26 protein-coding genes are annotated in these 25,104 nt (G+C 68.3%); 18 read left to right on the top strand and 8 right to left on the bottom strand.

All coding sequences use genetic code 11. The features are described 5' to 3' along the window. Positions 1-8 precede the first annotated feature (8 nt). The 6 genes from CAL24_RS20900 to CAL24_RS20875 are packed head-to-tail and all read left to right on the top strand — an operon-like array spanning position 9 to position 6,518. Complete coding sequence (locus CAL24_RS20900) at positions 9-869, top strand: branched-chain amino acid ABC transporter permease (RefSeq protein WP_028352928.1); 861 nt, start codon at positions 9-11, stop codon at positions 867-869. Then, positions 869-1,849 carry a branched-chain amino acid ABC transporter permease gene (locus tag CAL24_RS20895; protein WP_051439254.1) on the top strand — a complete coding sequence of 327 codons (981 nt, stop codon included), beginning with the start codon at positions 869-871 and terminating at the stop codon, positions 1,847-1,849. The genes CAL24_RS20900 and CAL24_RS20895 overlap by 1 nt, the downstream gene beginning before the upstream one ends. Beyond that, positions 1,846-2,592, top strand: coding sequence for an ABC transporter ATP-binding protein (locus tag CAL24_RS20890; RefSeq protein ID WP_028352927.1), 747 nt, complete (start codon positions 1,846-1,848; stop codon positions 2,590-2,592). The genes CAL24_RS20895 and CAL24_RS20890 overlap by 4 nt, the downstream gene beginning before the upstream one ends. Before the next feature lie 2 nt (positions 2,593-2,594). Then, positions 2,595-3,290, top strand: coding sequence for an ABC transporter ATP-binding protein (locus CAL24_RS20885; RefSeq protein WP_038852887.1), 696 nt, complete (start codon positions 2,595-2,597; stop codon positions 3,288-3,290). 43 nt (positions 3,291-3,333) lie between these two features. Next, a complete protein-coding gene (locus CAL24_RS20880) occupies positions 3,334-5,520 on the top strand; it encodes a N,N-dimethylformamidase beta subunit family domain-containing protein (protein ID WP_051439253.1) in 2,187 nt (728 codons plus the stop codon). Further along, the gene (locus CAL24_RS20875) at positions 5,517-6,518 is read left to right on the top strand and encodes a LacI family DNA-binding transcriptional regulator (protein ID WP_081760314.1); all 1,002 of its coding nucleotides are present in this window, start codon (positions 5,517-5,519) and stop codon (positions 6,516-6,518) included. The genes CAL24_RS20880 and CAL24_RS20875 overlap by 4 nt, the downstream gene beginning before the upstream one ends. On the opposite strand, the gene serB is transcribed toward CAL24_RS20875, so the two are convergent. From serB to CAL24_RS20855, 4 genes are all read right to left on the bottom strand, one after another. After that, complete coding sequence (serB, locus tag CAL24_RS20870; RefSeq protein WP_249278601.1) at positions 6,482-7,375, bottom strand: phosphoserine phosphatase SerB; 894 nt, start codon at positions 7,373-7,375, stop codon at positions 6,482-6,484. The genes CAL24_RS20875 and serB overlap by 37 nt on opposite strands. Positions 7,376-7,473: 98 nt before the next feature. Then, the gene (locus CAL24_RS20865) at positions 7,474-9,864 is read right to left on the bottom strand and encodes a TonB-dependent siderophore receptor (protein WP_170947135.1); all 2,391 of its coding nucleotides are present in this window, start codon (positions 9,862-9,864) and stop codon (positions 7,474-7,476) included. 166 nt (positions 9,865-10,030) lie between these two features. Next, positions 10,031-11,104, bottom strand: a complete 1,074-nt coding sequence (locus CAL24_RS20860; RefSeq protein WP_231501663.1) for a FecR family protein — start codon at positions 11,102-11,104, stop codon at positions 10,031-10,033. Continuing rightward, positions 11,101-11,622, bottom strand: coding sequence for a sigma-70 family RNA polymerase sigma factor (locus CAL24_RS20855; RefSeq protein ID WP_028352922.1), 522 nt, complete (start codon positions 11,620-11,622; stop codon positions 11,101-11,103). Before CAL24_RS20855 ends, CAL24_RS20860 begins: the two co-directional genes overlap by 4 nt. A 391-nt stretch (positions 11,623-12,013) precedes the next feature. Here CAL24_RS20855 and CAL24_RS20850 point away from each other — a divergent pair, with 391 nt between their 5' ends. The 6 genes from CAL24_RS20850 to CAL24_RS20825 are packed head-to-tail and all read left to right on the top strand — an operon-like array spanning position 12,014 to position 16,947. Next, a complete protein-coding gene (locus tag CAL24_RS20850) occupies positions 12,014-12,682 on the top strand; it encodes an RraA family protein (protein ID WP_028352921.1) in 669 nt (222 codons plus the stop codon). 8 nt (positions 12,683-12,690) lie between these two features. Further along, positions 12,691-13,923 (top strand): aminotransferase class I/II-fold pyridoxal phosphate-dependent enzyme, encoded by a 1,233-nt coding sequence (locus tag CAL24_RS20845; RefSeq protein WP_094807796.1) that lies wholly within the window; start codon positions 12,691-12,693, stop codon positions 13,921-13,923. A gap of 18 nt (positions 13,924-13,941) precedes the next feature. Continuing rightward, on the top strand, positions 13,942-14,772 hold the full coding sequence (locus CAL24_RS20840) for an ABC transporter substrate-binding protein (RefSeq protein ID WP_094807795.1): 831 nt from the start codon (positions 13,942-13,944) through the stop codon (positions 14,770-14,772). A 25-nt stretch (positions 14,773-14,797) separates the two neighbouring features. After that, positions 14,798-15,502, top strand: coding sequence for an amino acid ABC transporter permease (locus tag CAL24_RS20835; RefSeq protein WP_094807794.1), 705 nt, complete (start codon positions 14,798-14,800; stop codon positions 15,500-15,502). Between the two features lie 6 nt (positions 15,503-15,508). After that, positions 15,509-16,201, top strand: a complete 693-nt coding sequence (locus tag CAL24_RS20830; RefSeq protein WP_028352917.1) for an amino acid ABC transporter permease — start codon at positions 15,509-15,511, stop codon at positions 16,199-16,201. A gap of 23 nt (positions 16,202-16,224) precedes the next feature. Further along, a complete protein-coding gene (locus CAL24_RS20825; protein WP_094807793.1) occupies positions 16,225-16,947 on the top strand; it encodes an amino acid ABC transporter ATP-binding protein in 723 nt (240 codons plus the stop codon). 5 nt (positions 16,948-16,952) lie between these two features. On the opposite strand, the gene CAL24_RS20820 is transcribed toward CAL24_RS20825, so the two are convergent. Then, positions 16,953-17,339 (bottom strand): MerR family transcriptional regulator, encoded by a 387-nt coding sequence (locus CAL24_RS20820; protein WP_094807792.1) that lies wholly within the window; start codon positions 17,337-17,339, stop codon positions 16,953-16,955. Positions 17,340-17,427: 88 nt separating this feature from the next. Here CAL24_RS20820 and CAL24_RS20815 point away from each other — a divergent pair, with 88 nt between their 5' ends. After that, entirely contained in the window at positions 17,428-18,336 is a 909-nt protein-coding gene (locus tag CAL24_RS20815; RefSeq protein WP_094807791.1) for an alpha/beta fold hydrolase, read from the top strand. Positions 18,337-18,358: 22 nt separating this feature from the next. On the opposite strand, the gene CAL24_RS20810 is transcribed toward CAL24_RS20815, so the two are convergent. Together CAL24_RS20810 and CAL24_RS20805 are read right to left on the bottom strand one after the other, a co-directional pair. Continuing rightward, positions 18,359-19,267, bottom strand: a complete 909-nt coding sequence (locus CAL24_RS20810; protein WP_028352913.1) for a LysR family transcriptional regulator — start codon at positions 19,265-19,267, stop codon at positions 18,359-18,361. Positions 19,268-19,296: 29 nt separating this feature from the next. Continuing rightward, positions 19,297-20,268, bottom strand: coding sequence for a Bug family tripartite tricarboxylate transporter substrate binding protein (locus tag CAL24_RS20805; protein ID WP_094807790.1), 972 nt, complete (start codon positions 20,266-20,268; stop codon positions 19,297-19,299). A 325-nt stretch (positions 20,269-20,593) separates the two neighbouring features. Here CAL24_RS20805 and CAL24_RS20800 point away from each other — a divergent pair, with 325 nt between their 5' ends. The 5 genes from CAL24_RS20800 (at position 20,594) to CAL24_RS20780 (ending at position 24,132) form a co-directional block, all read left to right on the top strand. Then, positions 20,594-21,250 (top strand): GntR family transcriptional regulator, encoded by a 657-nt coding sequence (locus CAL24_RS20800; RefSeq protein ID WP_028352911.1) that lies wholly within the window; start codon positions 20,594-20,596, stop codon positions 21,248-21,250. Then, positions 21,250-21,768, top strand: a complete 519-nt coding sequence (locus CAL24_RS20795) for an ureidoglycolate lyase (RefSeq protein ID WP_094807875.1) — start codon at positions 21,250-21,252, stop codon at positions 21,766-21,768. The genes CAL24_RS20800 and CAL24_RS20795 overlap by 1 nt, the downstream gene beginning before the upstream one ends. 1 nt (position 21,769) lies before the next feature. After that, positions 21,770-22,681 carry an allantoinase PuuE gene (locus CAL24_RS20790; RefSeq protein ID WP_094807789.1) on the top strand — a complete coding sequence of 304 codons (912 nt, stop codon included), beginning with the start codon at positions 21,770-21,772 and terminating at the stop codon, positions 22,679-22,681. Positions 22,682-22,727: 46 nt separating this feature from the next. Then, positions 22,728-23,723 (top strand): Bug family tripartite tricarboxylate transporter substrate binding protein, encoded by a 996-nt coding sequence (locus CAL24_RS20785; protein WP_028352908.1) that lies wholly within the window; start codon positions 22,728-22,730, stop codon positions 23,721-23,723. 85 nt (positions 23,724-23,808) lie between these two features. Then, on the top strand, positions 23,809-24,132 hold the full coding sequence (locus CAL24_RS20780) for a DUF2007 domain-containing protein (RefSeq protein WP_028352907.1): 324 nt from the start codon (positions 23,809-23,811) through the stop codon (positions 24,130-24,132). Here CAL24_RS20780 and CAL24_RS20775 read toward each other — a convergent pair. Beyond that, on the bottom strand, positions 24,129-25,061 hold the full coding sequence (locus tag CAL24_RS20775; RefSeq protein WP_094807788.1) for a LysR family transcriptional regulator: 933 nt from the start codon (positions 25,059-25,061) through the stop codon (positions 24,129-24,131). The genes CAL24_RS20780 and CAL24_RS20775 overlap by 4 nt on opposite strands. Between the last annotated feature and the right edge of the window lie 43 nt (positions 25,062-25,104).

The following is a 25,104-nucleotide window of genomic DNA, read 5'->3' as shown; positions in this document are numbered from 1 at the left end:
ACCGCCTCATGACGACTTTACTCGCGGCGCAATTGATCAACGGCCTGGCCATCGGGCTGCTATACGCACTGACGGCTTTCGGGCTGTCCATCATCAAGGGGCTGCTCAACGTTCCGAACTTCGCGCACGGCGCGTTCTACGCACTGGGGGCCTATGTCTGCTATGCGGCGCACCAGGCCGGCGCGCCTTTCGCGCTGGCGCTGGTCTGCGCCTTCGTGGCGCCCGGCCTGCTGGGCGCGCTGGTCGAGAAACTGGGGGTCGCGCGGCTGATGGCCTCGTCGTACTTGTACCAGTTGTTGTTCCTGTTCGGCATTGCGCTCATTCTCGAACAACTCATCATCATCGCCTGGGGCACGGTAGGCCTGAGCATGAGTCCGCCCGAGATCCTGCAGGGCGCGTTCGACCTGGGCTTCACCTACCTGCCGCGGTATCTGGTGTTCAACGCGGTGATGGCGGGGCTGGTGATCGCGGCAGTCTATCTGTTGATCGAACGCACGCGCATCGGTTCGCAGATCCGCGCGGGCATCGACAAGCGCGAAATGGCCCAATGCCTGGGCGTCGACGTGGGCCGGCTGTTGACGGCCGGGTTCGCGCTCGGGTCCGGCCTGGCCGGGCTGGCGGGCGGGCTGGTACTGCCGCTGCTGGGCGCCAATGCCACGATGGGACAGGACATGCTGGCGATCGCCTTCGTGGTGCTGGTGATCGGCGGGCTCGGTTCGATCTACGGCGCCATCGCCGCCGGGCTCATCGTCGGCGTGATCCAGAGCGTTTCGTCGGTCTTCGTGCCGGAAGCCAGTACGGTGCTGATCTACGTGGCGATGGTCGCCACCATCATGATCCGGCCGCAAGGCCTGTTTGGAGAACGCTGATGCGCGACACGCAAAAACGGGCGCTCGCGCAGGGGGCGAGCGTGGTGGCCATCGCGGTGGCTGCGCCGCTGGCGCTGCCGGTGAACATCGCCACCGAGATCCTCATCTTCAGTATTTTCGCCCTCGCGACCAATCTGCTGGTGGGCCGGGCCGGGCTCTATTCATTCGGCCAGGCGGCGTTCTTTGGCGCCGGCGGGTACGCGGCCGGGTTCCTGTTCGTGCATACCGACGCGCCGCTGCTGGCGGGGCTGGCGCTGGCAGTGGCGACCGGCGCGGCGCTGGCGGCGGCAATCGGGGCCATGAGTATCCGCCGCACCGGCATCTATTTCATGATGCTCACGTTCGCCTTCAACCAGATGATCTACTACCTGGCCTACAGCTGGCGGTCGGTGACCGGCGGCGAGGATGGCCTGGGCGGCATCGGTCGTCCGGCATTGTGGCTGCCGGGCCTGGGCAGCCTCGACCTGGGCGACCACCACGCGTTCTATGTGTTGACCGCCGTGTGTTTCCTGCTGGTGTTCCTGCTGCTTTACCGGTTGACGCACAGCCCGCTCGGGCTGGTGCTGGAAGCGGCCCGCCAGAATGCCCGGCGCACTGCCTCGCTGGGTTATTCGGTCTATCGCGCCCAGCTGCTGGCGTTCGTGGTAGCGGGCGGGCTGTCGGGCCTGGCAGGCGCGCTGTTCGCCATGCTCTACCGCATCATGCCCATCGACGCGGTGTCCTGGGCCAATTCGGGCAACGCCGTGTTCATGGTCGTGATCGGCGGCATTTCGTCGATGCTGGGGCCGATTTTCGGCGCCGCCATTTTCATCTGGCTGCAAGGCTTCTTCAGCCTGATCTGGGCGCGCTGGCCCTTGCTGTTCGGCGTGTTCGTGATCCTGGTCGTGCTGTTCCTGAAGGGGGGCGTGGTGGAACTGTTCGAACGTCTTTGCGCGCGGCTGGGCGGCAAGGCCGCGCGGGCCGGGGAGGCTGGCAAATGAGCGACTACGTGCTGCATGCCGATGGCGTCAGCAAGCGGTTCGGCGCCAACACCGTCATCGACCGCCTGTCGCTCGGCTTCGAGGCCGGCCGCCTGCACAGCATCCTCGGGCCCAACGGCGCGGGCAAGACCACGCTGTTCAACCTGCTGACGCGCGACCTGCCGATCTCCGGCGGCCGCATCCTGCTCAAGGGCGAGGACATCAGCCATCTCAAGCCGCACCAGATCGCGCGGCGCGGCGTCGGCCGCTCTTACCAGATTTCCAGTGTCTACCTGGACCTGAGCTTTCTCGAAAACGTCTGGCTGGCGGTCTACCGGGCTGCCCGCATGGGCCGGACCGGCTTCTGGAAGCCCGTGCACGCCTATGGCGACCTGCGCGAACAGGCCGCGCGCATCCTCGATGACCTGGGGCTGTCGGGCTATCGCGACTTGCCGGCCAAGCAGACTTCATATGGCGACCAGCGCCTGCTGGAGATCGCCGTCACGCTGGCCACCCGGCCGGAGATCCTGTTGCTGGACGAGCCGACCGCCGGCCTGTCGCAGCGCGAGACCGAGCGCGTCAAGCGCTTCATCCAGGACATCAAGGCGCGCTACACCATCATCATGATCGAGCACAAGATGAACGTGGTCATGGAAATTTCCGACCGTATCCATGTGATGAACAGGGGGGCGCTGATCGCCAGCGGCACCGCCGCCGAGATCGCCGCCAATGAAGACGTGCACCGGGCTTACTTCGGACGATGAGCATGCTATTGAGCGTACAGGACATCGACACCTACTACGGCCAGAGCCAGGCCGTCCATGGCGTTTCTTTCGAGGTGGGCGAGCGCGAGGTGGTGGCGCTGCTGGGCCGCAACGGCGCCGGCAAATCCACCACGCTGCGCTCCATCATGGGCCTGACCCCGCCGGCGCGCGGGCGCGTACTGTTCGCCGGGCGGGACATCGCCGCGCTGCCGCCGCACCATATTGCGCGCCTGGGCCTGACCCTGGTGCCCGAGACCCGCGATCCGTTCGCGCTGCTGACCGTGCGCGAGAACATCATGCTGGGGTGGCGCAAGGGCTCCGCTTATCCCCTGGACCGGCTGGTGGCGCTTTTCCCCTTGCTCGAGGAATTGCTGGACAAGAAAGGCAGCGAGCTCTCCGGCGGCCAGCAACAGATGATGGTGATGGCGCGCGGGCTGGCCATGGGGCCGCGCCTGATTCTGCTCGACGAGCCATCGCAGGGTCTTGCGCCGATCATGGTGAAGGCCGTCAGCGAGGCGCTCGGCGCCCTCAAGGGCGACGACCTGACCATCGTCCTGGTCGAGCAGAATCTGCAGATGGCGGTCGAGCTGGCGGACCGCATCGTGGTGCTCGAGAACGGCAGCGTGGCGGATCGGTTCGATGCCGGCGTCGCGCGCGCCGATCCCGCCCGGCTGGAACAGTATCTGGCGGTGCATTGAGCGGCGGCCGCCGCGGCCCGCCTGGTCATCAATTTGAGGAATCATGATGGAGTATGTGCCTGCGATCGTGGGTTATGTCACGCCGCTGAGCGGCCGGCCGGGGGATACGCTGGAATTCAAGGTCAGCTCGCGCGCCGACTTGCCCTTTGAGGCGCGCGTGGTGCGCATCGATTGTTGCGACCCGAACCCCGCCGGGCCGGGCATGAAGCTGGCGCCGGTCGCCATGGGCGTGGAAGGCCGGTATCCGGGCAAGGAGCAGCCCGTGTACCCCGGTTCCTGCGCATGGGGCGCCGTGCCATCCTTGGGCGACGCGACGGCGCTGCGGGTGCGCCTGGCGGTGCAGCCGACCCTGGACCGCGACGCGACGCAAGTGCTGTGGTGCCTGCAGGATGCCGCCGGCCGGCAAGGGGTATGGCTGGGCCTGCGGCGCGGCCGGCTGGCCTGCGGCGTGCTGGCCGATGGCCAGGCCGTGGGCGGCGAGGCCCCGGATGGGCCGCGCTTGCCCAGCCGCCGCTACACCATGGTGACGGCCACCTGGGATGTGGCCGCCGGCCGGGTGCGCGTGCGCCTCGCCGATACCCGTCGCGGCGCGCGCGCGGCGGACCGGGAAACCACCTTCGAGGTGCCCGGGGCTCCGCTCGCGGCGGCGCTGGACACCTTGTGCGTGGCGGCGATCTGGCAGGGCCATCCGGCGCATTGCTGCAATGGCCTGTTCGAAGGTCCGGAGCTGGCGCTGGCGCGCGGCGACGGGGCGTTCGAAGTCGCCGCGCACTGGCATTTCGGCGACGCCATGACCGAGCAACGGGTGCCCGACCGGCTCAACCCGGGGCATGCCCTCGCGCTGGTCAACGTGCCCGTGCGCGCCGTGCGTTCTTCGGCCTGGACCGGCCTGGTCATGGACTGGAAGGCCGCGCCCGAACAATATGCCGCGATCCATTTCCACGACGACGACCTGTCTGACTGCGGGTGGCAGACCAGCGTGTCGTTGCGCATTCCCGACGACGCCGAGTCGGCCGTCTATGGGCTGGAGGTGCGCAGCGCCGAAGGGGCCGACACTATCCCGTTCTTCGTGCTGCCCGGCCGGGCAGCGCCGCGCCGGAAGATCCTGTACCTGGCTTCCACGCTGACGTACCTGGCATATGCCAACCATGCGCGCGGCAATTTCGAGGGAGCGTTGGCCGAGCGCGTGGCGGCCTGGGGAGCGTATCCCCACAACCCCGACCGCGTCACGCTGTACGGCAAGTCGACCTACAACCGGCATTCGGACGGCTCGGGCATCAGCCTGTCGTCGCGCCTGCGTCCCATACTGACGATGCGCCCGGGCTACCTGACGTTCGCCGATCCGCGCGGCTCGGGCCTGCGTCATTTCGTGGCGGACTCGCACCTGACGGACTGGCTGCGCGTGCACGGGCATGCCTTCGACGTCATTACCGACGAGGACCTGGACGAGCAGGGTGTCGAGGCGCTGCGCGGCTATGACCTGGTGATCACCGGCTCGCATCCCGAGTACCATACCCGGCGCATGCTGGACGCCATTCTGGCCTACCGCGAGGGCGGCGGCAATTTCATGTACATGGGAGCCAACGGCTTCTACTGGAAGATCGCCCGCCACGCCGCGTTGCCGCACGTCATGGAAATACGGCGCGCCGAGGGCGGGATCCGTGCGTGGGCCAGCGAGCCCGGCGAATACTACAACCAGCTCGACGGCGAGTACGGCGGCATGTGGCGCCGCAACGGCCGGGCGCCCCAGGTGGTGGGCGGCGTCGGCTTCGCGGTGCAAGGCAACTTCGAAGGCAGCTACTATGTGCGCACCGAGGAGGCGACGCATCCCGACGTGGCCTGGGTGCTGGAGGGGGTGGCCGAGGCGCGCATCGGCGACTACGGCCTGTCGGGCGGCGGCGCGGCGGGTTTCGAGCTGGACCAGCGGGCCTTCGACCTGGGCAGCGACGAGAACTTGCGCGTGATCGCCGTATCACAGGGGCACGGCCCGTCCTTCAAGACCGTGCCCGAGGAGATCCTGACCTGGACCATGGCGGCCGGGCTGCCCCGCCCCTATGAGGGCATTTGCGCGCACATGGTGTGCGGCACGACGGCCGGCGGCGGCGGGCTGTTTGCCTCGGGATCGATTACATTCCTGGGTAGCCTGTTCCATAACCAATACGAGAACGGGGTATCCCGCATCTTGCAGAACTGCGTGCGGCGCTACACCCGTTGCGCTGTCTCGTCGTGAAGAAAAAACCTCCTACCCAGAAAGACGTCGCCCGGTTCGCGGGTGTTTCGCAGGCCGCAGTATCACGCTTCATCTCCGGCCATGGCAGTTTGTCGCAAGAGGTCCGGGAGCGCATCATCAAGGCCGTGGAGATGGTGAACTACCGGCCCGATCCGCTGGCGCGCGGCCTGAGCAGCGGGCGGTTCGACATCGTGGCCATCGTCATGGCCAATATCACCAACCCCTGGTACCCGGTCGTGCTCGAGCAGATCACCCGCGAATTGCATACGCGCGGGCTGCAGGCGCTGCTGTTCAATGCCACCCCTCCGCATACCGTGGACGACATGATGGCGCTGGTGCTGCAGTACCGGGTGCGCGGCGTCATCATTACCACTGCCACGCTGTCTTCCCACGGCGCCGAGCTCTGCGCGCGCCGCGGTGTGCCGGTGGTGCAGTTCAATCGCTATTCCAGCGTCGGCGGCGCACATTCGGTGTCGTGCGACAACGTGCGGGGCGGGCGCATGGCCGCCGACGTCCTGCTGGCCAACGGCGCCAGCGAGATCGGCTTCATCGGCGGCATCCCGGAAGTCTCGACCAACCGCGACCGCAAGCGGGGCTTCGTCGAGGCGCTGGCCGAGCGCGGCACCTCGCCGATCGCGCTAGTGGAGCGCGAGTACACCTACGACTGGGGGCGCGAGGCGGCGCTCGCCATGCTGAAGCGGCATCCCGGCGTCGATGCGCTGTTCTGCGCCGATGACGAGATCGCCGCCGGCGCGATGGACGCGCTGCGCTTCGGCCTGGGACGCCGCGTCCCCGAAGACGTGCAAGTGCTGGGTTTCGACGATCACCCGGTGGCGTCGCGCGAGGCGTACCGGCTGACCACGATCCGCCAGCCGGTGGAAGTCATGATCGAGAACGCGCTGGAGCTGCTGCTGGGCTCGGCCAGCGAGCCGGAGATGCGCGTGTTTCCCGGCGAATTCGTCTACCGGGACTCGGTGCCGCGGCCCGAAGCCGCCTGACCGCCCAGCATGCTTGCCAGGCGCTGCAGGCTGCCATGGTCGATCAGCACGTGGGCACGCTGGCGCACCACCGGCTTGGCGCGATAACCGACCGCCACACCCGCCAATGCCATCATCCCGAGGTCGTTCGAGCCGTCGCCCACCGCAATGGCGTCAGCGGTGGGGCAGTGCAATTGGTCGCACAGCGCCTGCAGCGCGTTGGCTTTCTCGCGCGCGTTGATCAATGTGCCCACCAGTTCGCCGGTAAGCAGGCCGTCGGCGGCCTGCAAGCGGTTGCAGACCATGTAGTCGATACCGAGGGCCTGGCGGACGGGTTCGGCGAATTCGGCGAACCCGCCGCTCACCAGCGCGGTGCGCAGGCCCAGGCCGCGCGCATGCGCGACCAGCTCGCGCGCGCCGGGATTGAATGCCACTCGCTGCTCATAAGTGCGATGCACGTCCGCCAGCGGCAGCCCGCGCAGGCAGCGCACGCGCGCGCGCAGGCTGTCGTCGTAGGGAATGGACGGGTCGCGCATGGCCGCGTCGGTCAGGGCGGCCACTTCGGCCGCGCGCCCGACGCAGGCCGCCAGTTCGTCGATGCATTCGACATTGATGAGGGTGGAGTCCATGTCGAACACGATGAGCCGATAGTCGGCCAGGCTGCGCCGTTGCGGCAGCATGGCCACGTCGGCGCGCTGTGGCTGGCACAGCGCGAGCAGGGCGTCGCGCCATCCGCCCTGGGCGGCTGCGGGAGCGGTGGCCCGCAGCTGTACCTGGCCCTCGTCCACCCGCGTGTAGGACGGCGCGCCGACGCACGCCGCGGCGCGCTCGGCGAAGCTGTCCGACAGCGGAGTGTCGGCCTGCAGTATGACTTCCATGGAATTTCCCGATACCGGCGCTGCCGGACGCTGCGAAGGGCTCAAGCATAGCGCGTCGCCGCGCGCCACCGGCCTGGCGCGCGGCATGCCAGCCGCCGCTACCAGCGATAGGACGTCGTCAGCGTCACCAGCCGCCCCGCGCCGTACGCGCACGTGCCCCATTCCGAGCAGCGGCTGTAGTATTCCTTGTCGGCGATGTTGCTGGCGTTGAGCGCGACGCGCCAATGGCGGTTTTCCCAGGCCACCATGGCGTCGAACAGGGTGGCCGACGGCGTGCGGGGCACATCGAGGCCGGCGCTGGAATCGTCGACGAACCCGCTGGCGTAGCGCACCCCGGCGCCGACGGTGAAGCCGTCCAGGCTGCCCAGCGCGAACCGGTAGGTGCTCCACAGCGCGGCCTGGCGCTCGGGCACGCCGGCCAGCTGGCTGTCGACATCCACATAGGTGAAGCTGGCGTTGATATCCAGCTGCGGCGTGATGGAGCCGATCCATTCCAGCTCCAGGCCGGTGTTCTTGGTCTTGCCGCGCTGCGAGACTTCCGTTTCGGAGATCTCCACCGTGCGGTTGACTTCGCGCAGGTCGAATACGGCGGCGGACGCGCGCCAGTTCTGCGTTGGCGGCTCGTACTTGATGCCGGCCTCCCACTGCTTGCCGCGCAGCGGCCGCAGGCGCTGGCCATGGCTGGTATTGGCCTGGGGCAGGAACGACTCGGCATAGCTGATGTACGGCAGCAGGCCGGGCACGATCTCGTACATCAGGCCGAACCGCAGCGAATCGGCGCGGTCATTGCGGTCCGCGGCGCCGTCTTCCCAGGTCTTGACTTCGTCGTGGCGCCAGCCGGCCAGCAGGATCCAGTTGCGCCAGCGCATCTCGTCTTGTATGTAGACGCCCAGCTGCTTGATCCCGTTGGTGGCGATCGGCTCGCGCGGCGGCGGTTCGTAATTGCCCTGGTAGACCGGGTTGTAGACGTCGATCGGCGCCAGCCCGGTGTAGTCGTCGACGCCCGAGCCCGAGTCCCGGTAGCGCAGGAAGTCCACGCCCACCAGCAACTGGTGCGCGACCGGCCCGGTCGAGAACTTGCCCTGCAGGTTCTGGTCGTCCGCCAGGACCTGCGTGCGGTGCTTCCAGAAATAGCCGGCCCGGGCCAGGACGCGTTGTTCGGCGTCGAGGTAGGGCGCATACACGTCGAAGGCGGCGTAGTCGGTGCGGTTGTCGGTCCAGCGCGTGCTCTGCCGGAAGGTCCATTGGTCGTTCAGGTCGTGCCGGAACGACCAGCCGGCCTGCAAGCTGTCGGCGTCGAAGTGGTCCAGGCCGGGCTCGCCCACGAACGTGTGGCGCGCGATGCGCCCGTTCGGATTCGGCAGGATCGTGCCTTCCCAGGGCAGGGTGCTGCCGGAGTCGCCGCTGGCCCGGTCTTTCTGCCATTTCAGCCGCAGGGTCAGTTCGGTGGCGGCGCTGGGCGCCCAGGTCAATGAAGGGGCCACCACCTGGCGGTCGTCCTGGCCGTGGTCCATCTGGGTGCCGCTTTCGCGGCCGAGCGCCACCAGGCGGTACAGCCAGGTGCCGTCTTCGGTCAGCGGGCCGGTCAGGTCGGCCTGCAGCTGGCGCCGGTCGTGGTTGCCCACCTGCACGCCGATCTCGCGCTGCGCCTCGGCCTGGGGCTGTTTGCTGACATTGTTGATCAGCCCGCCCGTGCCGCCCTGGCCGTACAGCATGGACGCCGGCCCGCGCAGCACTTCCATGCGTTCCATCAGGTAGGGTTCCACGCGCGGCGTGCTGGTCCAGAAGTTCACGCGGTCCTTCAGGCCGTCCAGGAAGATGTCCTCGATCTCCACGCCGCGCACCTCGGCCGCGTCCAGGCGCGTGCTGGCGCCGTAGATCGACGTGCGCACGCCGGCGGTGTAGCTCAGCGCCTGGTCCAGCGAGCTCGCGCCCGTATCGCGGATCTGCTCGGCCGTCACCACGGAGATGGACTGCGGCGTTTCCACGATCGACGTGTCGGTCTTGGTCGCGGTGGCGCTGCGCTGCGCCATGTAGCCGACGACCGGCCCGGTGGCGCTTTCTCCCTGGCCGGTGACCGTGACGGTCGGCAGCTCGCTGACGCCCGCCACGGGCAGGGGCCGCAGCACATAGCGCCGGTCCGCGTCGGGGACCGCCTGCAGGCCGGTGCCCGCCAGCACGCTGGCCAGGCCCTGCGCGACGGTGTAGGTGCCGCGCAAGCCCGGGCTGGTCTTGCCGTCCGCGAGTGCGATCGAGCCCGCCAGGTAGATGCCGGCCTCGCTGGCGAAGCGCGTCAGCACCGTCCTGAGCGGGCCGGCGGGGATGTCGTAGCGGCGCTGCCCGGCGGACGTCGCGGCGTCGGGCGCAGCGGGCTCGGCCGCGCCGGCCGGGCGCGCCGGCAGGCAGGCGCCGGCCAGGATGAGCGTGCAGACCGCCAGGCGCATCCCGTGGCGGGCTGGATGCGAGGCATGCTCTGGGCAGCGAGACATGAAGGTTTCCTCTCGAACGGTGGCTGATGATGTGGCCGGCTTGTATCGGCGCGCGCGGGGCGCCGATACGGGCCTCTTTGCCTGTAAATCAATCGAGAGGGCAAAAAGCGGAACCCGGCCCGGCAGAAAAAAACGCCGTCCGCCCGGGCGCGCCCGTCGCCCGGCCCTATGAGCCCTGGCCGGCAGGCGCTTGCGGCGGGCGGTCCTCGATGGAGATCCACCACGGCAGCGGCCGGCGGACCCGCACCGAGGCCGCTTCGGCCAGCATGGCCAGCGCGCCGTCCACGTCATGCAGGGGAAAGGTGCCGAACACGCGCCGCTGCGCCACGTCCGGGGCCAGGCTGATGTGCCCGGCCTGATGGCGGTCCAGTTCCGCGACGATCTGCGCCAGGGACAAGTCCCAGGCTATCAGTTCGCCGCGGCTCCAGGCTTCGCGCGCGGGGTCGGCCGGCGCGCTGGCCAGGATGGCGTCGCGGCTGAAGCGGGCTTGCCGGCCGGCCGGGATGACGCGCGATGCGGCATCGGCGGCGGTGCGGATTTCCACCGAGCCGGCGTACACCGCCAGGAAGGTGCGGTCCGGCTCGCGCCGCACCGTGAAGCGGGTGCCCAGCGCGCGCATGCGGCCTTGCGGCGTATCGACGATGAAGGGGCGCGGGTCGCCGGACCGGGTGGCCACCAGGATCTCGCCGGCCGCCAGGTACAGCCGGCGCATGCCGGCGCCCATATCGGCATCGACCGCGCTGGCCGCATTGAGCCAGATGCGCGAGCCGTCTTCCAGGGTGAAAGCGCGGATCTCGCCCGTGCCCGTGCGGTAGCCGGCGGTCCAGGCTATATAGGCGTCCTCCAGCGCCGGCCAGGGTCGGCCCGCCCAACCCAGGATGCCGGTGGCGGCCACGGCGCCCAACGCGGCCAGGGTGCGCCGGCGGGCCCGCACCCGCGCATGGGCGCTGTACACCTGGCTGGCCATCAGGCGCGGGTCGGGCGTGTCCTGCAGCGGCGCCAGCACGCGCTGGCTGACCGATTCCACGTACTGCCACGCCTGGCGATGCTGGCGATGCGCCGCCAGCCAGGCGCGCCACCGGGCCTGGTCGGCCGCGCTGGCTTCGCCCGAGACCAGCAGCGCATACCATTGCGCCGCCTGCTCCATGACATGGTGCGGCGGCGGCGCCTCGTCGCCGCCGGCCTGCCGGCGCGCGGCAGCGGCCGCGGGAGTGTCCGGCAGGGCGCGCGGGCCGCTCAAGGCGCGGCCGCCTGGCGCAGCGCGGCCGCCGTCTGCGCTGCATGCCCCTGCATGCAGCGCAGCATGGCCTGGGCGACATACTTGCGCACCATGCGCGACGATACGCCCAGTTCGGCGCCGACTTCGGTCGCGCTCATGCCGCACACCGCCGACATCAGGAAAGCCTGCGCCGCCTTGGGCGACAGGTCGAGCAGCAGCGCGGCGATTTCCTGCAGGGCCTCCAGCACGATCGCCTGCCGTTCCGCCGAGGGCGCATGGGCCTGCGGCTGGGCCGCCAGCGTGTCGAGCCACGCTTGTTCGATTTCGCGACGGCGCCACAGATTGATGCACATGCCCTGCGCCATGGCGCGCAAGTAGGCGCGCGCTTCTCCCGGGCTGCCGAAGCCGCGCGGCGCCGGCTTGAGGATCAGCCGCAGGAACGCCTCGTGCGCCAGGTCCGCGGCGTCGGCGGCGTTGCCCAGGCGGCGCTGCAGCCAGGCGCGCAGCCAGGCGTGGTGATCCGCATAAAGCACGTCCATGGACGGCGGGGAGGAGTAGGGAAAGGGCGCGGCGCTCACGATCGAACCCTGCGGGATTGTTGAAGCAGGAAATGAATAGTAATGGAAATGGTTCTTATTCGTCTGCTTCTGTTGCGGCAGGCGGACGCGCGCCGTATGGGGATTTACCCCAACCCGCGGCCGTCCGGTGCGCCACGAATGTGCGGCGCGGTGCCGCGGCGCAGCCGTCGGCGTGGCCGCCTCGTGCGGCGGTAAGCCCTTGTTTTGGCGGAACTATCGGGCTCATTCCCGGTGCCGGAGGCAAGGCCGGCGGGCGACTTTCATTCCTCCAGGGAATAAAAGCTTAAGCTTTAAATTCCCTTTAGGATTCAAGAGGTTTTTTGCATGATCGCTACTCCTGGAGTACGGACCCATGCAGAATCCTTCATTCACTCTCAATCCCGCCCCGCCAGTGCTGGGCGCCGACCTGGTCGCCGCGCTGCGGTCGATCGTCACCCCGCACCTGAGCGACAACCTGAACCGCCAGCGCGGCGTGGTCGGGCTGACCCGCTACAACCGCAGGGGCAAATTGGTGGGCAGCGCGCTTACCGTCAAGACGCGGCCGGGCGACAACCTCTTCATCTATCACGCCATGACCCTGGTGCAGCCGGGCCACGTGCTGGTGGTGGATGCGGGCGGCGACCTCACCAACGCCTGCGTCGGCGAGATCATGAAAAGCTATTTGCAGCAGCGCGGCTGCGCCGGCCTGATCGTCGACGGCGCCATCCGCGACGTGGCGGCGTTCGAGAACGATGAATTCCCCTGCTACGCGCGCGGCCACGTGCATCGCGGCCCCTACAAGGACGGCCCGGGCGAGGTCAACGTGCCGGTCAATATCGGCGGCCAGGTGATCCAGCCGGGCGACGTGATCGTGGCCGACGAGGACGGCATCGTGTCGTTCCCGCCCAGCCAGGCCGAGGCGCTGGTGCAGAAGGCGCGCGAGCACGCCGCCAAGGAAGAACGAATCATGGCGGAGATCGCCAGCGGCGCCGCGCGCCAGAGCTGGCTGCATCCCGTCCTCGAAGCCAAGAACCTGCTGTAGGCCGCGACATGACCGCAACCCCGAATCAACAGGACCAGGCCGCCGCGTTCCTGGCCCGGCGCATGGGCGCCATCAAGCCGTCGCCCAGCATGGCGGCCAAGCGCAAGGTCGACCTGCTGCGCGCCGAGGGCAAGACGATCGTCGATTTCACGATCGGCGAGCCGGATGTCGGCACGCCCCGCCACATCGCCCAGGCCGGCATCGCCGCCATCGAGAGCGGCGCGGTGAAGTACACCTCGTCGTCCGGCATCCGCGAGCTGCTGGTTGCCGTGCAGCAGAAGTTCAAGCGCGAGAACGGGCTGTCGTTCGAGCTGGACCAGCTGGTGGCGGGCACCGGCGCCAAGCAGCTGATTTTCTCGGCCCTGCAGGCCACGCTCGATGCCGGCGACGAAGTCATCATCCCCACGCCTTACTGGGTGTCGTATCCCGACATGGTGCTGCTCAATGACGGCAAGCCGGTGATCCTGCCGACCACCGAGGCGCAGGACTTCAAGGTGACGCCGGCGGCGCTGGAAGCGGCGATCACGCCGCGCACCAAATGGCTGCTGCTCAACGCGCCGAATAATCCGTCCGGCGCCATCTACACCGACGCGGAGCTGGCCGCACTGCTGGCCGTGCTGGAAAAGCATCCGCAGGTGCTGCTGATGGTGGACGAGATCTACGAGCATTTTTGCTACGATGGCCGCTACGTTTCGCCGCTGGCCGTGGCGCCGGCGCTGGCGCCGCGCACCTTGCTGGTCAATGGCGTGTCCAAGGCCTATGCCATGACGGGCTGGCGCGTCGGCTATGCCGCCGGGCCGGCCTGGCTGGTCAAGGCGATCTCGACGCTGATTTCGCAGTCCACCTCGTGCGCCAGCCAGATCTGCCAGGTGGCGGCGGCCACCGCGCTGTCGGCCGACCAGCAATGCGTGGCCGACATCATTGCCTTGTACAAGGAACGCCGCGACCTGATCGTCGACCTGCTGAACGGCATCGAGGGCATGTCGTGCCCGCGGCCGGCGGGCGCGTTCTATGTATTTCCCAGCATCCAGGGCTTCATCGGCAAGCGCACGCCCGCGGGCAAGCCCATCGGGAATGACCTGGATTTCGTGCATTACCTGCTCGACGCCGCGGGTGTCGCCGTCCTGGACGGCTCCGCCTACGGCAACCCCGGCCACATGCGCATGAGTTTCGCCACCGACCTGGATACGATCCGCACCGGTTGCGAAAAGCTGGCGTGGGCATGCGGCCAACTTAAATAACTATTCAGGGAGAAAACCATGCGATTGAAGAACCTGTTGAAGTGCGTGCCGCTGCTGGCGGCCCTGGGTGTGGCGGGCGTGGCGCAGGCCGACGCGCTGGCCGACGTCAAGGCGCGCGGCACGCTGGTGTGCGGCACGCTGGGCACGTCCGAGCCGTTCAGCTTCCAGGACCCGAAGACCCGCCAGGTGGTGGGCTACGAGGTGGACCTGTGCCAGGAGATCGCCGATCGCCTCGGCGTGAAGCTGGAGATCAAGATGATCTCGGTGGCGGCCCGCATTCCCGAGCTGGCCGGCGGGCGGGTCGACCTGGTGGCGGCCAACCTGGGCTGGTCGGCCGATCGCGCCAAGCAGATCGACTACAGCTACCAGCACTACGTCAGCCCGCAGAAGATCCTGATCCGCCGCGACGACGCCGGCACCCTGAAGACGCCCGCCGACCTGGCCGGCAAGCGCGTCAGCGCGGTCTCGGGGTCGTCGTCGGAAGCCGGCGCCAAGCGCCTGATCCCCGACGTGACCACGGTGACCTTCAAGGATCCCCCGACCGCCTTCATGGCCCTGCAGCAGAGGAAAGTGTCCGGCTTCGTCGGCTCGGAGCTGATGCTGCTGAAGTTCAAGCAGGACGCCGAGAAGTCGCCGGTCAAGCTCGACATCATCGAAGAGCCGCTGTTCGTCGAGCCCTGGGGCATCGGCCTGCGCAAGGGCGAGGACGGCCTGCGCAACGAGGTCAACAAGACGTTGGCCGACCTGGAAACCTCGGGCAAGCTGCAGACCATCTTCGACCGCTGGTTCGGCCCGGACACCAAGTTCCCGACCAAGCGCGCGTTCAAGGTCGAGGAAATCAAGGGCTGATGGCCTGCGTGGCGGGTAGCTGGTTATGAAATACACATTGGATTTTGGTGCGTTACTGAGTAACGGCTACCCGACCCTGATACTGGGTGGCCTGGCCACCACCCTGAAGATGACCCTGCTGGCCTGGCTGATGGCGTTCACGCTGGGCAGCCTGCTGGCCGTGCTGCGCATGCTCAACCTGCGGCCGCTCAACTGGCTGATCGCCGTGTACGTGGCCTTCCACCGCAATGTGCCGATGCTGGTGCACATTCTGCTGTGGTACTTCGGGGTGGCGTCCATCGTGCCGCCGGCCCTGAACGACGCCATCAACATCATCGGCGGCGAGTTCTTCTACGCCACGATCGCCATCGGGCTGGTCACGGCCGCTTATGTGGGCGAAGACCTGCGCAGCGCCATCCGCGCCATTCCACGCGGCCAGATGGAAGCCGCGCGCAGCCTGGGCCTGGGCTATCTGCAGGCGATGCGCAAGGTGATCCTGCCGCAGGCTTTCAAGATCTCGATCCCGCCGCTCACCAACCAGACCCTGCTGCTGTTCAAGAACACCAGCCTGGCCATGGCCATCGGCCTGATCGAGCTGACCGGCGCGGGCCGCGAGATCGAGTCCGCCACCTTCAAGACCTTCGAGATCTATTTCGTGGTCACGGTGCTGTACCTCGCTATCTCGCTGCTGCTGATGCTGGCCGGCGCCTATTTGTCCAAACGGGTCGCCTACGTGGCCAAGGCCCGGTAAATCGTCATGCTGGAAATTCTCTCCGACAACTGGTTGCTGCTGCTGGTGGGCCAGTGGCCCAATGGCCCCATGGGCGGGCTGGTGGCCACCGTGGGGCTGGCGCTGGTCAGCCTGGCGCTGGCGTTTCCCATTGGCGTGCTGCTGGCGCTGGGCCGCATCAGCTCGCACCGGGTGTTCTACTGGCCGGCCACGGCCGTGGTGTACGTGGTGCGCGGGCTGCCGCTCATCATGTTCATCTTCTGGGCCTATTTCTTCCTGCCGTTGGTGATCGGCGCCTCGGTCAGCGGCGTGGTCACCATGGCCGCCGCGCTGATCATCTACGAGGGCGCGTACCTGTCCGAGATCATCCGCAGCGGCATCCAGGCCCTGCCCAAGGGGCAGATGGAAGCCGGCCGGTCGCTGGGCCTGAGCCATATGCAGACCATGCGCAAGATCGTGCTGCCGCAGGCGCTGTACAACACCATCCCGAGCATGCTCAGCCAGTTCATCTCCACGGTGAAGGAGACCTCGCTGGGCTTCGTCATCAGCGTGCACGAGCTGACATTCGCCGCCGCCCAGGTCAATAACATCCTGCTGACCAAGCCGTTCGAGGTGTTCACGCTGCTGGCGCTGACCTACTTCGCGCTGAACCTGATTCTTACCGGCGTCGTCAAGCTCGTCGAGACCCGCATGCGCGGCACGCGCATCGTGACGGTCTAGCGGCGGCGCCCCTGGGTACTCTCATGATCGAATTCAAGAACGTCAGTAAATGGTATGGCGAGTATCTCGCCCTCGACGACATCAACGCCAGCGTGCGCCAGGGCGAGGTGCTGGTGGTGTGCGGGCCGTCCGGCTCGGGCAAATCGACGCTGATCCGCACCATCAACCGCCTGGAGCCCATCCAGAAGGGCAGCATCCTGGTCGACGGCGTGGATGTCTACCAGTGCAAGTCGCTGGACGAGATGCGTAGCCACATCGGCTTCGTGTTCCAGCAGTTCAACCTGTTCCCGCACATGAGCGTGCGGGACAACCTGATGATGGCGCCGGTGATGCTCAAGCGCATGAGCAAGGGCGAAGCGGGCGAGACCGCGCTGGCGCTGCTGGAGCGCGTCGGCCTGGCGCACAAGGCCGACGCCTATCCGGGCGAGCTGTCGGGCGGCCAGCAGCAGCGCGTGGCGATCGCCCGCGCGCTGGCCATGAAGCCGCGCATCATGCTGTTCGACGAGCCCACCAGCGCGCTCGATCCGGAGATGGTCAACGAGGTGCTGCTGGTGATGAAGTCGCTGGCCGCCGAAGGCATGACCATGGTGTGCGTCACCCACGAGATGAATTTCGCGCGCGACGTGGCCGACACCGTCTGGTTCATGGATGCCGGCCGCATCGTCGAGCAGGCGCCGCCCGAGCAGTTCTTCGCGCAGGCCGGCACCGAGCGGGCCCGCAAGTTCCTGGCCGACATCCGGCACTGAGGCGCTCAGCGCTTCGCCGGGACGGCGCCCGCGGCCAACATCTCCAGTAGCCGGGCGCGGCGGCGTTCCAGGTCGGCGATCTGCCGCTCGATCGAGGCGAGCCGCCGGCGCTGCGCGCCGGTGGTTTCCTGGCAGGCGCTGGCGCCTTCGATCATGCGCATGCAGTCCGGGAATGCGCGGATCTCCGCCAGGCTGAAGCCGGTCGCGATCAGGCGCTGGATCTGCCTGACCTGCGCCACGGCCGCAGGAGGGAACGTCCGGTAGCCGTTGGCCGCGCGGTCGCTGGCCAGCAATCCGTGCGCATCGTAATGGCGGATGGAGCGTATGCTGGCCCCGGTTGCGCGCGCCAACGCGCCGATCGACATGGGGCCTGACGGTGTGGTCGGGTTCATGGCGAAAAGATAGCACTTCCCGCTTGACTCTTACACTGGTGTCAGGGTTGAGACTGCGCGTATGTCAATGATCGCGGAGTCTTCACCCATGTATTCCCTTCTGCTTCGCCGCGCCTGTGCCATGGTGGCTGCGGCGTTCGTCTTGTTGGCCTGGTGGCCGAGCGCGCAGGCCGGCATCAAGGCCTATACCGTCACGGCGCCCGATGGCGTCAGCCTGGCGGTCCAGGAGTCCGGCAACCCTGCCGGCCCGCCAGTCATTTTCGTCCACGGGCTGCTGGGCAGTCACCTGAGCTGGCAACGGCAGCTCGCCAGTCCGGCGTTGCAGCGCTATCGGCTGATTACCTATGACCTGCGCGGCCACGGCCTGTCCGGCAAGCCCGCCGGGCTGGAGGCCTATCGCGACGGCCGGCGCTGGGCCGACGACCTGGCCGCCGTCATCGCTGCCTCGGGCGCGCGCCGGCCTGTGCTGGTGGGCTGGTCGCTGGGAGCCGCGGTGATCTCGAACTATCTGGCCGCCCATGGCGATGCAGGCATTGCCGGCGCGCTTTATGTCGGCGGCGTGATTGAGCTGCACCCGGACCAGATTGCGCCCCACCCGGAGGTATACCGGGACATGGTGTCGGCCGACCTGAAGACCCATCTGGATGGGCAGCGGCGGTTCCTGCGTTTGTGCTTCCATGCGCAGCCGGACGCGCCTACCTTCGAGCGGCTGCTGGCCAATGCGGCGCTGGCCGCATGGGACATGCAGCGGGCGGTTCCGTCGATGAGCGTGGCGGCCCGCCAAGGCCTGGGCCAGGCCAGGGTGCCGCTATTGCTGATCTATGGCGCCCACGATGCCCTGGTGCAAGCCGGCCCGTCCATCGCCCGCGCCACCAGCCTGAACCCGGACATCCAGGCCAGGTTGTACGCGGATGCCGGCCATGCGCCTTTCCTGGAAGAGCCCGAGCGGTTCAATCGCGACCTGGCCGCCTTCGTCGCCGCGGCCCTGTCACGCTGAGGCGGCGGAACCTGCGGCCGGCCTAGGCGCCCAGGCCGCCGCCGTACGGCCGGGAGAAATCGCACACGTCGCGCGCGATGCGGGCGATTTCCTGGTAGAACATGGTGTTCGATTGCTTGGCGTACATGGCGCAGTACATCGACGTGGGCATCGGCTTGGTGGTGCGCGCCAGCACCAGCTTGCGGCTCTTGAACAGGTCCGAGAAATACCCGGTGGCGATGCAGGCCACGCCGAACCCCGCCACGGTCAGGCCCACCATGGCCTGCAGGCTGTTGATGGTGAACAGGTTCGACTGCGAGGTATAGGGCGCCAGCCATTCGTCGTAAATGGCGTTCAGGGCTGAATCCGGATCCTGCCGGATGATGTTCATGCGCGAGATGTCTTCCGGCGTATAGACCTTGGCCGGCGAAATCACCGCCGGGCTGCCCGCCCAGCCGAAGTCGACCTGGGCAATCGGTTCGATCTCCAGGTGCGGATGGCGGATTTCCCAATGCAGGATCGCCATGTCCAGCTGGCCGTTCAGCAGGCTTTGCTGCAGCTGCCACGCCATGCCGATCTTGGGCTGCACGATCAGCTCGGGGAAGGTAGTGCGCAGGGCCTGCATCAACTGCGGCAGCCAGGTCATGGCCGTGATCTCGGTGATGCCCAGCCGCAGCGAACCCGAAAACGGCTTGAAGCCCTTCATCTTCAGCAGCATCTGGTCGCGCCGGCCGAGCAGGTCGGCGGCCATTTCCAGCAATTCCTCGCCGGTGCGCGTCAGCGTGGCCTTCTGCCCGCTGCGGTTGAAGATCTGGATGTCGAAGCTGGTTTCCAGTTCCTGGATGCGCTTGGTGATGGCCGACTGCGTCGTGTTGAGCCGTTCGGCGGCATTGGCGAAGCCGCCGAGCTGCACCACCCAGTAAAGTGCTTCGATCTGCTTGAAGGTCAGCATGGCGGCGGCTCGGCGGCGTGCGCGGACGATCAGTCCACCGAGGCGCCCGACCGCTTCACGGCCTTGCCCCATTTTTCCACTTCGTTGGCCACGAAACGCCGGCCTTCCTCGGGCGCGTAGACCAGCGGCTGGCCGCCGCGCTCCGCCAGGGCGCGCGCCATCTCGGGCGATTCGAGAATGGCGTTGACCTTCTGGTTCAGGTAGGCGACCACGTCGTCGGGCGTTTGCGCGGGCGCGAAGATCATCGCCCAGCCGACCGCCTCGAAGCCGGGCAGGCCGGATTCGGCCACGGTCGGCACCTCCGGCAATTGCGGCACGCGCTGGCTGGTGGTCACCGCCAGCGGCACGGCCGCCTTCGACTGCACGTGCGGCAGCGCGGCGGTCACCGAGTCCACCATCAGCGGCACATGGTTGCCCAGGAAATCGGCCTGGGCGGGGCCGCTGCCCTTGTAGGGGATGTGGCGCAGGTCGATGTCGGCGTCGGCCTTGAACATCTCGGCCGACAGGTGCTGCGTGCCGCCGATGCCGGCGCTGGCGTATGCCAGTTCGCCCGGCTTGGCCTTGGCCTGTTCGATCAGCTGCGCCAGCGAGGCGATGCCGCTTTGCGGCGTGGCCAGGAAGATCAGCGGCACGGTGAAGATGCCGCCCACCGGCCTGAAGTCGTCCTGCAACGAATAGCCCGGGTTGCTGTAGAGCGTCTGGTTGACCGCCGCCGCGCTGCCGCCCACCACCAGGGTGTAGCCGTCGGGCGCGGAGCGGGCCACATGCTGCATGCCGATGTTGCTGCCGGCGCCGGCCTTGTTTTCCACCACGACGGGTTGCCCCACTGCCTTGGCCAATTGCTCGGCCACCATGCGGGCAAAGATGTCGGTGGCCTGGCCGGGCGGGAAGGGCACCACCAGGTTGATCGGCCGTTCGGGATACGCGGCGTGGGCGACGCCCGCGGCGCTGACGAGGAGATTGGCGGCAAGGCCGGCAAGGCGCTTGAGTCGCTGCGACATGAAAAATACCTTTTTTCGTGGTTCTCAATGAATCGGTCGGGAAATCATCAGAACGACATCGCAGCGCAGGGTAGGGCCGGGTCGATCATGGGATGCCGTCCGCGCGTAGGCGGGTCGGCATCCCTACGGGCCCGCCGCTGGGTGGGAGGACGGGCCCGGATATGTGTGCCGGGCGGGGGCATGGCCGCCCGCCTGCATGGGCAGGATTGTAATGACTGTATGGAGATTCCCTGCGCGGGTGGTCCGGACCGCGGACACGGCCGCGCTTGCCAAGGGCGGCACTTCCGCTACAATTGGATTCCATTGGGATCCCATCTGTATACACATGCCGTATCCACCCAAACCCCTGGAAAGCGTCTCCGAGCGTACCTACCAGGCGGTCCTCGACAGCATCGTGTCGCGGCGCATCGGCCCCGGCGAAGTACTGGAAGAACGACGCCTGGCCGATGAGCTGGCCGTATCCCGCACGCCCATGCGGGCCGCGCTGAACCGCCTGCTGGGCGAAGGCATCCTGGCCCGCCTGTCGAACGGCTCGGTCATCGTGAAAGCTTTCGGCGCCACCGAGCTGCTGGAATTCCTGCAGGTGCGCACGCTGCTCGAAGGCGAGGCGGCCGCGCTGGCCGCCGGCAGAATCCCGCCCGCTCGGCTGCAAGAAGTGCGCGAGCGGTTGCAGGCCATCCTGGAGCAGACCATGCTGACCGAGCAGCAGGACTGGTCATACGACAACGAAGTGCACAACCTGGTGGCCCAGCATTGCGGCAACCGCACCATGGCGGCCATGATCGCCGACGTGCGCCTGCGCGCCCGGCTGTGCAACGTAGAGCGGATCGCCGACCGCTGGTTGCTGGCGCGCCAGGAGCACCTCGCGATCCTCGACGCGCTCGGGCGCGCCGATGCGGAAGCGGCGCGTGCCGCCATGGTGGCGCACCTGGCCAACGTGCGCCAGGCCTATCTCAAGACGCTCGGCTACCTGGGGCAATGATGCAGATATCTTCCCCGCCCGCCGCCGTGCGCGCGGTCCCGCTGACACAAGAGGCGTTCGCGCCCTATGGCGATGTGCTCGAACACGCCGGGCCGGCGCGGCGCCGCTATGTCTCCACGCCTTATTCGATGGCGGCCGGCGGCCTGCAGCACAAGATGTGGATCTCGCGCGTCGAGCAGCCCCTCGCCAGCCCGGTCGGCGTGACCGCCCTCGAGCGCCACGTCCGTTCCGCCCAGACCTTCATTCCGCTGACGCACAGCCCGTACCTGGTCATCGTCGCGCCTTCGCTGCCCGACGGCCTGCCGGACCTGGCCCGGCTGCAGGCCTTCGTGGCGTCCGGCCGCCAGGGCGTGAGCTACGCGCCGGGCGTCTGGCACCATGGCTTGTCGGCCATGCGGGGCGGGGCCGAATTCGTGGTGACCATGGCGGTGGCCGGCGACGGCGGCGACGACGAGTTCTGGCCGTTGCCCGCGCCGGTGCATGTGACGATGCCCGCAACCCTGCCCGAAGGAGCCTGACATGAGCCTGGCCGATGCGCTCGCACGCGATTTCGTCGGATACGGCGCCAATCCGCCCGATCCCAAGTGGCCGGGGCAGGCGCGCCTGGCACTGAATTTCTGCATCAACTACGAAGAGGGCGGCGAACCGTCGATGCCCGATGGCGATCCGGCGTCGGAAACCGGCCTGACGGAGGGCGGCGCTGGCGGCTTCACCGGCCGCGACCTGGCGGCCGAATCGATGTTCGAGTACGGCAGCCGCGTGGGCTTCTGGCGCATCGCGCGGCTGCTGCGCGAGCGGCAGTTTCCCGCCACCCTGTTCGCCTGCGCCCTGGCCCTGGAGCGCAACCCCGAGGTCTGCCGCGCCATCCGGGCAAGCGACTGGGACATCTGCGCGCATGGCTGGCGCTGGGAGCGCCACCAGAACCTCGGCCTGGACGAGGAGCGCGAGCGCATCGCCCGCACGGTCCGCTCGATCCAGGCCAGCGTCGGCCAGCGCCCGCAGGGCTGGTACTGCCGCTACGGGCCCAGCGTCAATACGCGCCGGCTGGTGGCGCAGGAAGGCGGGTTCCTGTATGACTCCGACGCCTACAACGACGAGCTGCCCTATTACGTGCGGGTCGAGCAGCGCGCGCACCTGGTCGTGCCGTATGGGCTGGTCCACAACGACGCCAAGTTCATCCGCGGCGCGCTGGCCACCGCCAATGATTTCTACGAGTCGCTGCGGGACGCCTTCGACATGCTTTATCGCGAAGGCGCCGCGCAGCCGAAGATGATGTCGGTCGGGCTGCACTTGCGGCTGGCCGGGCACCCCGGCCGGGCCGCCGGGCTGGAACGCTTCCTGGACCACGTGGCCGCCCACCGGGACGTCTGGGTCTGCCGGCGCGCCGATGTGGCGCGCCATTGGCTGGCCACGCATCCCCCCATTGCCTGACGCGGGGCATTTCCACAACACAAACTACCTGAACGAGGAGAACACCATGGTTACGTCATTCCGCGCTGCCCGCAGGCGCTTGCTCGCCACTGCCGTCATGCCGGCGCTGCTGGCCCTGGGGCCGCTCGCCGCCCATGGCGCCGCGTACCCGGAGAAGCCGATCCGGCTGGTCGTTCCCTTCGCGCCCGGCGGCGCGGCCGATACCCTGGCGCGCGCGCTGGCCAAGAACCTCGGCGCACAGACCGCCCAGCCGGTGGTCGTGGAAAACCGCGCCGGCGCCGGCGGCACCATCGGCACCGCGAGCGTGGCGCGCGCCGAGGCCGATGGCTATACGCTGCTGCTGGGCAACGTGTCCACGCTGGCGACCGCGCCCAGCCTGTACTCCAAACTGCCGTACGACCCGCGCCGCGATTTCACGCCCCTGACCCTGGTGGGGCGCAGCCCGCTGGTGTTCGCCGCCAGCACCAAGCTGCCGGCCGAGCGGCTGACCGACCTGATCGCCTCCGCCAGCGCGAATCGCGGCGCGCTCAACTATGGTTCGTCCGGCGCCGGCAGCATCACGCACCTGACGGGCGAGCTGCTCAACGCCCAGATGGGCAACGCGATGGTGCACGTGCCCTACAAGGGCAGCGCGCCGGTATTGATGGCCATCATGTCCGGCGAGCTGGACCTGGGCGTGACCCAGGTCTCGGAGATGCTGCAGCAGTATCGCGGCGGGCAGGTCAAGGCCCTGGCCATCACCGGCAACCAGCGGCTCGCCGTGATCCCCGATGTTCCCACCGCCGGCGAACTGGGCGTAAAGGGGCTCGAAGCCACCACCTGGTATGCGGTGGTCGGCCCGAAGGGAATCCCGCAGGAAGTCGTGGACGTGCTGCAGCCCATGCTGGCCAAGGCGCTCGACGACCCGCAGTTCCGCCAGCGCTACGCCGAGGAAGGCCTGCTGCTGGAGTCGTCCAGTCCGGCCGACCTGCAGGCCCTGATCGAACGCGAGGTGCCCTTGTGGGCCGAGGTGGTCGGCCGGGCGGGGGTCAAGCTCGACTAGGCCGCGGGGCCACGGCGCCATCGCGGGACAGCCGCTCGCATCTGCTTTTATGATGCAAGAGGTCTTTCTTCCATTGGTGGTGCCGATGATCCGCTTGATCCGCGCTCCCGACCTGCTGCTCGGCCAGCACTGGGCCAACCTGCTGCAGCAGGCCGGCATTGCCTGCCACGTCAGTGGCCGCTACCTGCAAGGGGCGGCCGGGGAGATCCCGGTCGACCAGTGCGGCCCCGACCTGTGGATCGACAACGAGGACGATCGCGCCGCCGCCATGCGCCTCATCGAGGGGTATGCCGGCGCGGCGCGCGACCTGCCGCACTGGCACTGCGATGCCTGCGGCGAATGGCTCGAGCCGCAGTTCTCCACTTGCTGGCAATGCGGCGCCGCGCGCCCGGCCGGCGCTTCCGGCTAGCGGCCCCGGCGCGGCGCCTCGATGCCGGGCAGGGCGCCGATGTGTTCGGCCAGGAAGTCGATCAACAGCCGCACGCGGGCAATGCCGGCTCGTTCGGGAACGATCAGCATGTTCAGCGGCGCCGGCGGCAAGCCGTAGCCCGGCAGCACCGGCTTGACCGCGCCGCTGGCCAGCAAGTCGCCGACCAGCCACTGGTGGGCGGCCGCGATGCCGCGCCCGGCCGCGATGGCTTCGCGCGCGGCCAGCCCGTGGTCGACCCGCAGCCGGCCGCCGATGGGCACCAGGTGTTCCTTGCCGTCCGGCCCCCGCAGCGCCAGGCTGTCGCTGCCGGATACGTTCGACATGCGTATCCATTCGTGGCCGGCCAGGTCGGCCAGGCGTGCCGGCGTGCCGCGCGCCGCCAGGTAGGCGGGGGCCGCCGCCAGCAGGCGCCGCGACAGCCCGAGCGGCCGCAGCTTCAGCGAACTGTCGCCGAGCGGGCCGAGGCGCAGGGCGATATCGACGCCTTCGCGCACCAGGTCGATGCGGTCGTCGGTCAGGCCTAGGTCGACGCGGATATCCGGGAAGCGGTCCTGGAAGGCGAAGACCAGCCGGCTGACGTGCAGCACGCCGAAGGCCGCGGTGCATGACACGCGCACGGTCCCGGCGGCCGCGCCGCGCTCGCCCAGCGCTTCCTCGCGCGCCTGTTCGACCAGGCGCAGGATCTGCACGCAGTGGGCGTAGTAGCGTCCGCCTTCGTCGGTCACCGTGACCCGGCGCGTGGTGCGGCTCAGCAGCGCGACGCCGACGGCTTCCTCCAGTTCTTTCAACTGGCGCGAGACGGTCGACTGGCCCACGCCCAGCTCGCGCGCCACGGCCGACAGGCTGCCGCGTTCGGCCACCCGGACAAAGGCGCGCATGCGTTCGAGCGTGACGTCTGATTTATCCATAATCCGGCAGAATCATATCCATTCCAGCTATCTACCGGATTGA

Origin of the sequence: Bordetella genomosp. 2 (assembly GCF_002261345.1) — a bacterium.
Lineage (GTDB): Bacteria > Pseudomonadota > Gammaproteobacteria > Burkholderiales > Burkholderiaceae_B > Bordetella_A.
Note: the sequence above shows the minus strand (reverse complement) of the source record. Positions and strands in the feature narration are given on the sequence as shown.

Coding starts and splice junctions, on each gene's coding strand:
- CAL24_RS20900 (WP_028352928.1), top strand. CDS start 9: ATGACGACTTTACTCGCGGCGCAATTGATCAACGGCCTGGCCATCGGG.
- CAL24_RS20895 (WP_051439254.1), top strand. CDS start 869: ATGCGCGACACGCAAAAACGGGCGCTCGCGCAGGGGGCGAGCGTGGTG.
- CAL24_RS20890 (WP_028352927.1), top strand. CDS start 1,846: ATGAGCGACTACGTGCTGCATGCCGATGGCGTCAGCAAGCGGTTCGGC.
- CAL24_RS20885 (WP_038852887.1), top strand. CDS start 2,595: ATGCTATTGAGCGTACAGGACATCGACACCTACTACGGCCAGAGCCAG.
- CAL24_RS20880 (WP_051439253.1), top strand. CDS start 3,334: ATGATGGAGTATGTGCCTGCGATCGTGGGTTATGTCACGCCGCTGAGC.
- serB (WP_249278601.1), bottom strand. CDS start 7,375: ATGGAAGTCATACTGCAGGCCGACACTCCGCTGTCGGACAGCTTCGCC.
- CAL24_RS20865 (WP_170947135.1), bottom strand. CDS start 9,864: ATGTCTCGCTGCCCAGAGCATGCCTCGCATCCAGCCCGCCACGGGATG.
- CAL24_RS20855 (WP_028352922.1), bottom strand. CDS start 11,622: ATGGACGTGCTTTATGCGGATCACCACGCCTGGCTGCGCGCCTGGCTG.
- CAL24_RS20850 (WP_028352921.1), top strand. CDS start 12,014: ATGCAGAATCCTTCATTCACTCTCAATCCCGCCCCGCCAGTGCTGGGC.
- CAL24_RS20845 (WP_094807796.1), top strand. CDS start 12,691: ATGACCGCAACCCCGAATCAACAGGACCAGGCCGCCGCGTTCCTGGCC.
- CAL24_RS20840 (WP_094807795.1), top strand. CDS start 13,942: ATGCGATTGAAGAACCTGTTGAAGTGCGTGCCGCTGCTGGCGGCCCTG.
- CAL24_RS20835 (WP_094807794.1), top strand. CDS start 14,798: ATGAAATACACATTGGATTTTGGTGCGTTACTGAGTAACGGCTACCCG.
- CAL24_RS20830 (WP_028352917.1), top strand. CDS start 15,509: ATGCTGGAAATTCTCTCCGACAACTGGTTGCTGCTGCTGGTGGGCCAG.
- CAL24_RS20825 (WP_094807793.1), top strand. CDS start 16,225: ATGATCGAATTCAAGAACGTCAGTAAATGGTATGGCGAGTATCTCGCC.
- CAL24_RS20820 (WP_094807792.1), bottom strand. CDS start 17,339: ATGAACCCGACCACACCGTCAGGCCCCATGTCGATCGGCGCGTTGGCG.
- CAL24_RS20815 (WP_094807791.1), top strand. CDS start 17,428: ATGTATTCCCTTCTGCTTCGCCGCGCCTGTGCCATGGTGGCTGCGGCG.
- CAL24_RS20810 (WP_028352913.1), bottom strand. CDS start 19,267: ATGCTGACCTTCAAGCAGATCGAAGCACTTTACTGGGTGGTGCAGCTC.
- CAL24_RS20805 (WP_094807790.1), bottom strand. CDS start 20,268: ATGTCGCAGCGACTCAAGCGCCTTGCCGGCCTTGCCGCCAATCTCCTC.
- CAL24_RS20800 (WP_028352911.1), top strand. CDS start 20,594: ATGCCGTATCCACCCAAACCCCTGGAAAGCGTCTCCGAGCGTACCTAC.
- CAL24_RS20795 (WP_094807875.1), top strand. CDS start 21,250: ATGCAGATATCTTCCCCGCCCGCCGCCGTGCGCGCGGTCCCGCTGACA.
- CAL24_RS20790 (WP_094807789.1), top strand. CDS start 21,770: ATGAGCCTGGCCGATGCGCTCGCACGCGATTTCGTCGGATACGGCGCC.
- CAL24_RS20785 (WP_028352908.1), top strand. CDS start 22,728: ATGGTTACGTCATTCCGCGCTGCCCGCAGGCGCTTGCTCGCCACTGCC.
- CAL24_RS20780 (WP_028352907.1), top strand. CDS start 23,809: ATGATCCGCTTGATCCGCGCTCCCGACCTGCTGCTCGGCCAGCACTGG.
- CAL24_RS20775 (WP_094807788.1), bottom strand. CDS start 25,061: ATGGATAAATCAGACGTCACGCTCGAACGCATGCGCGCCTTTGTCCGG.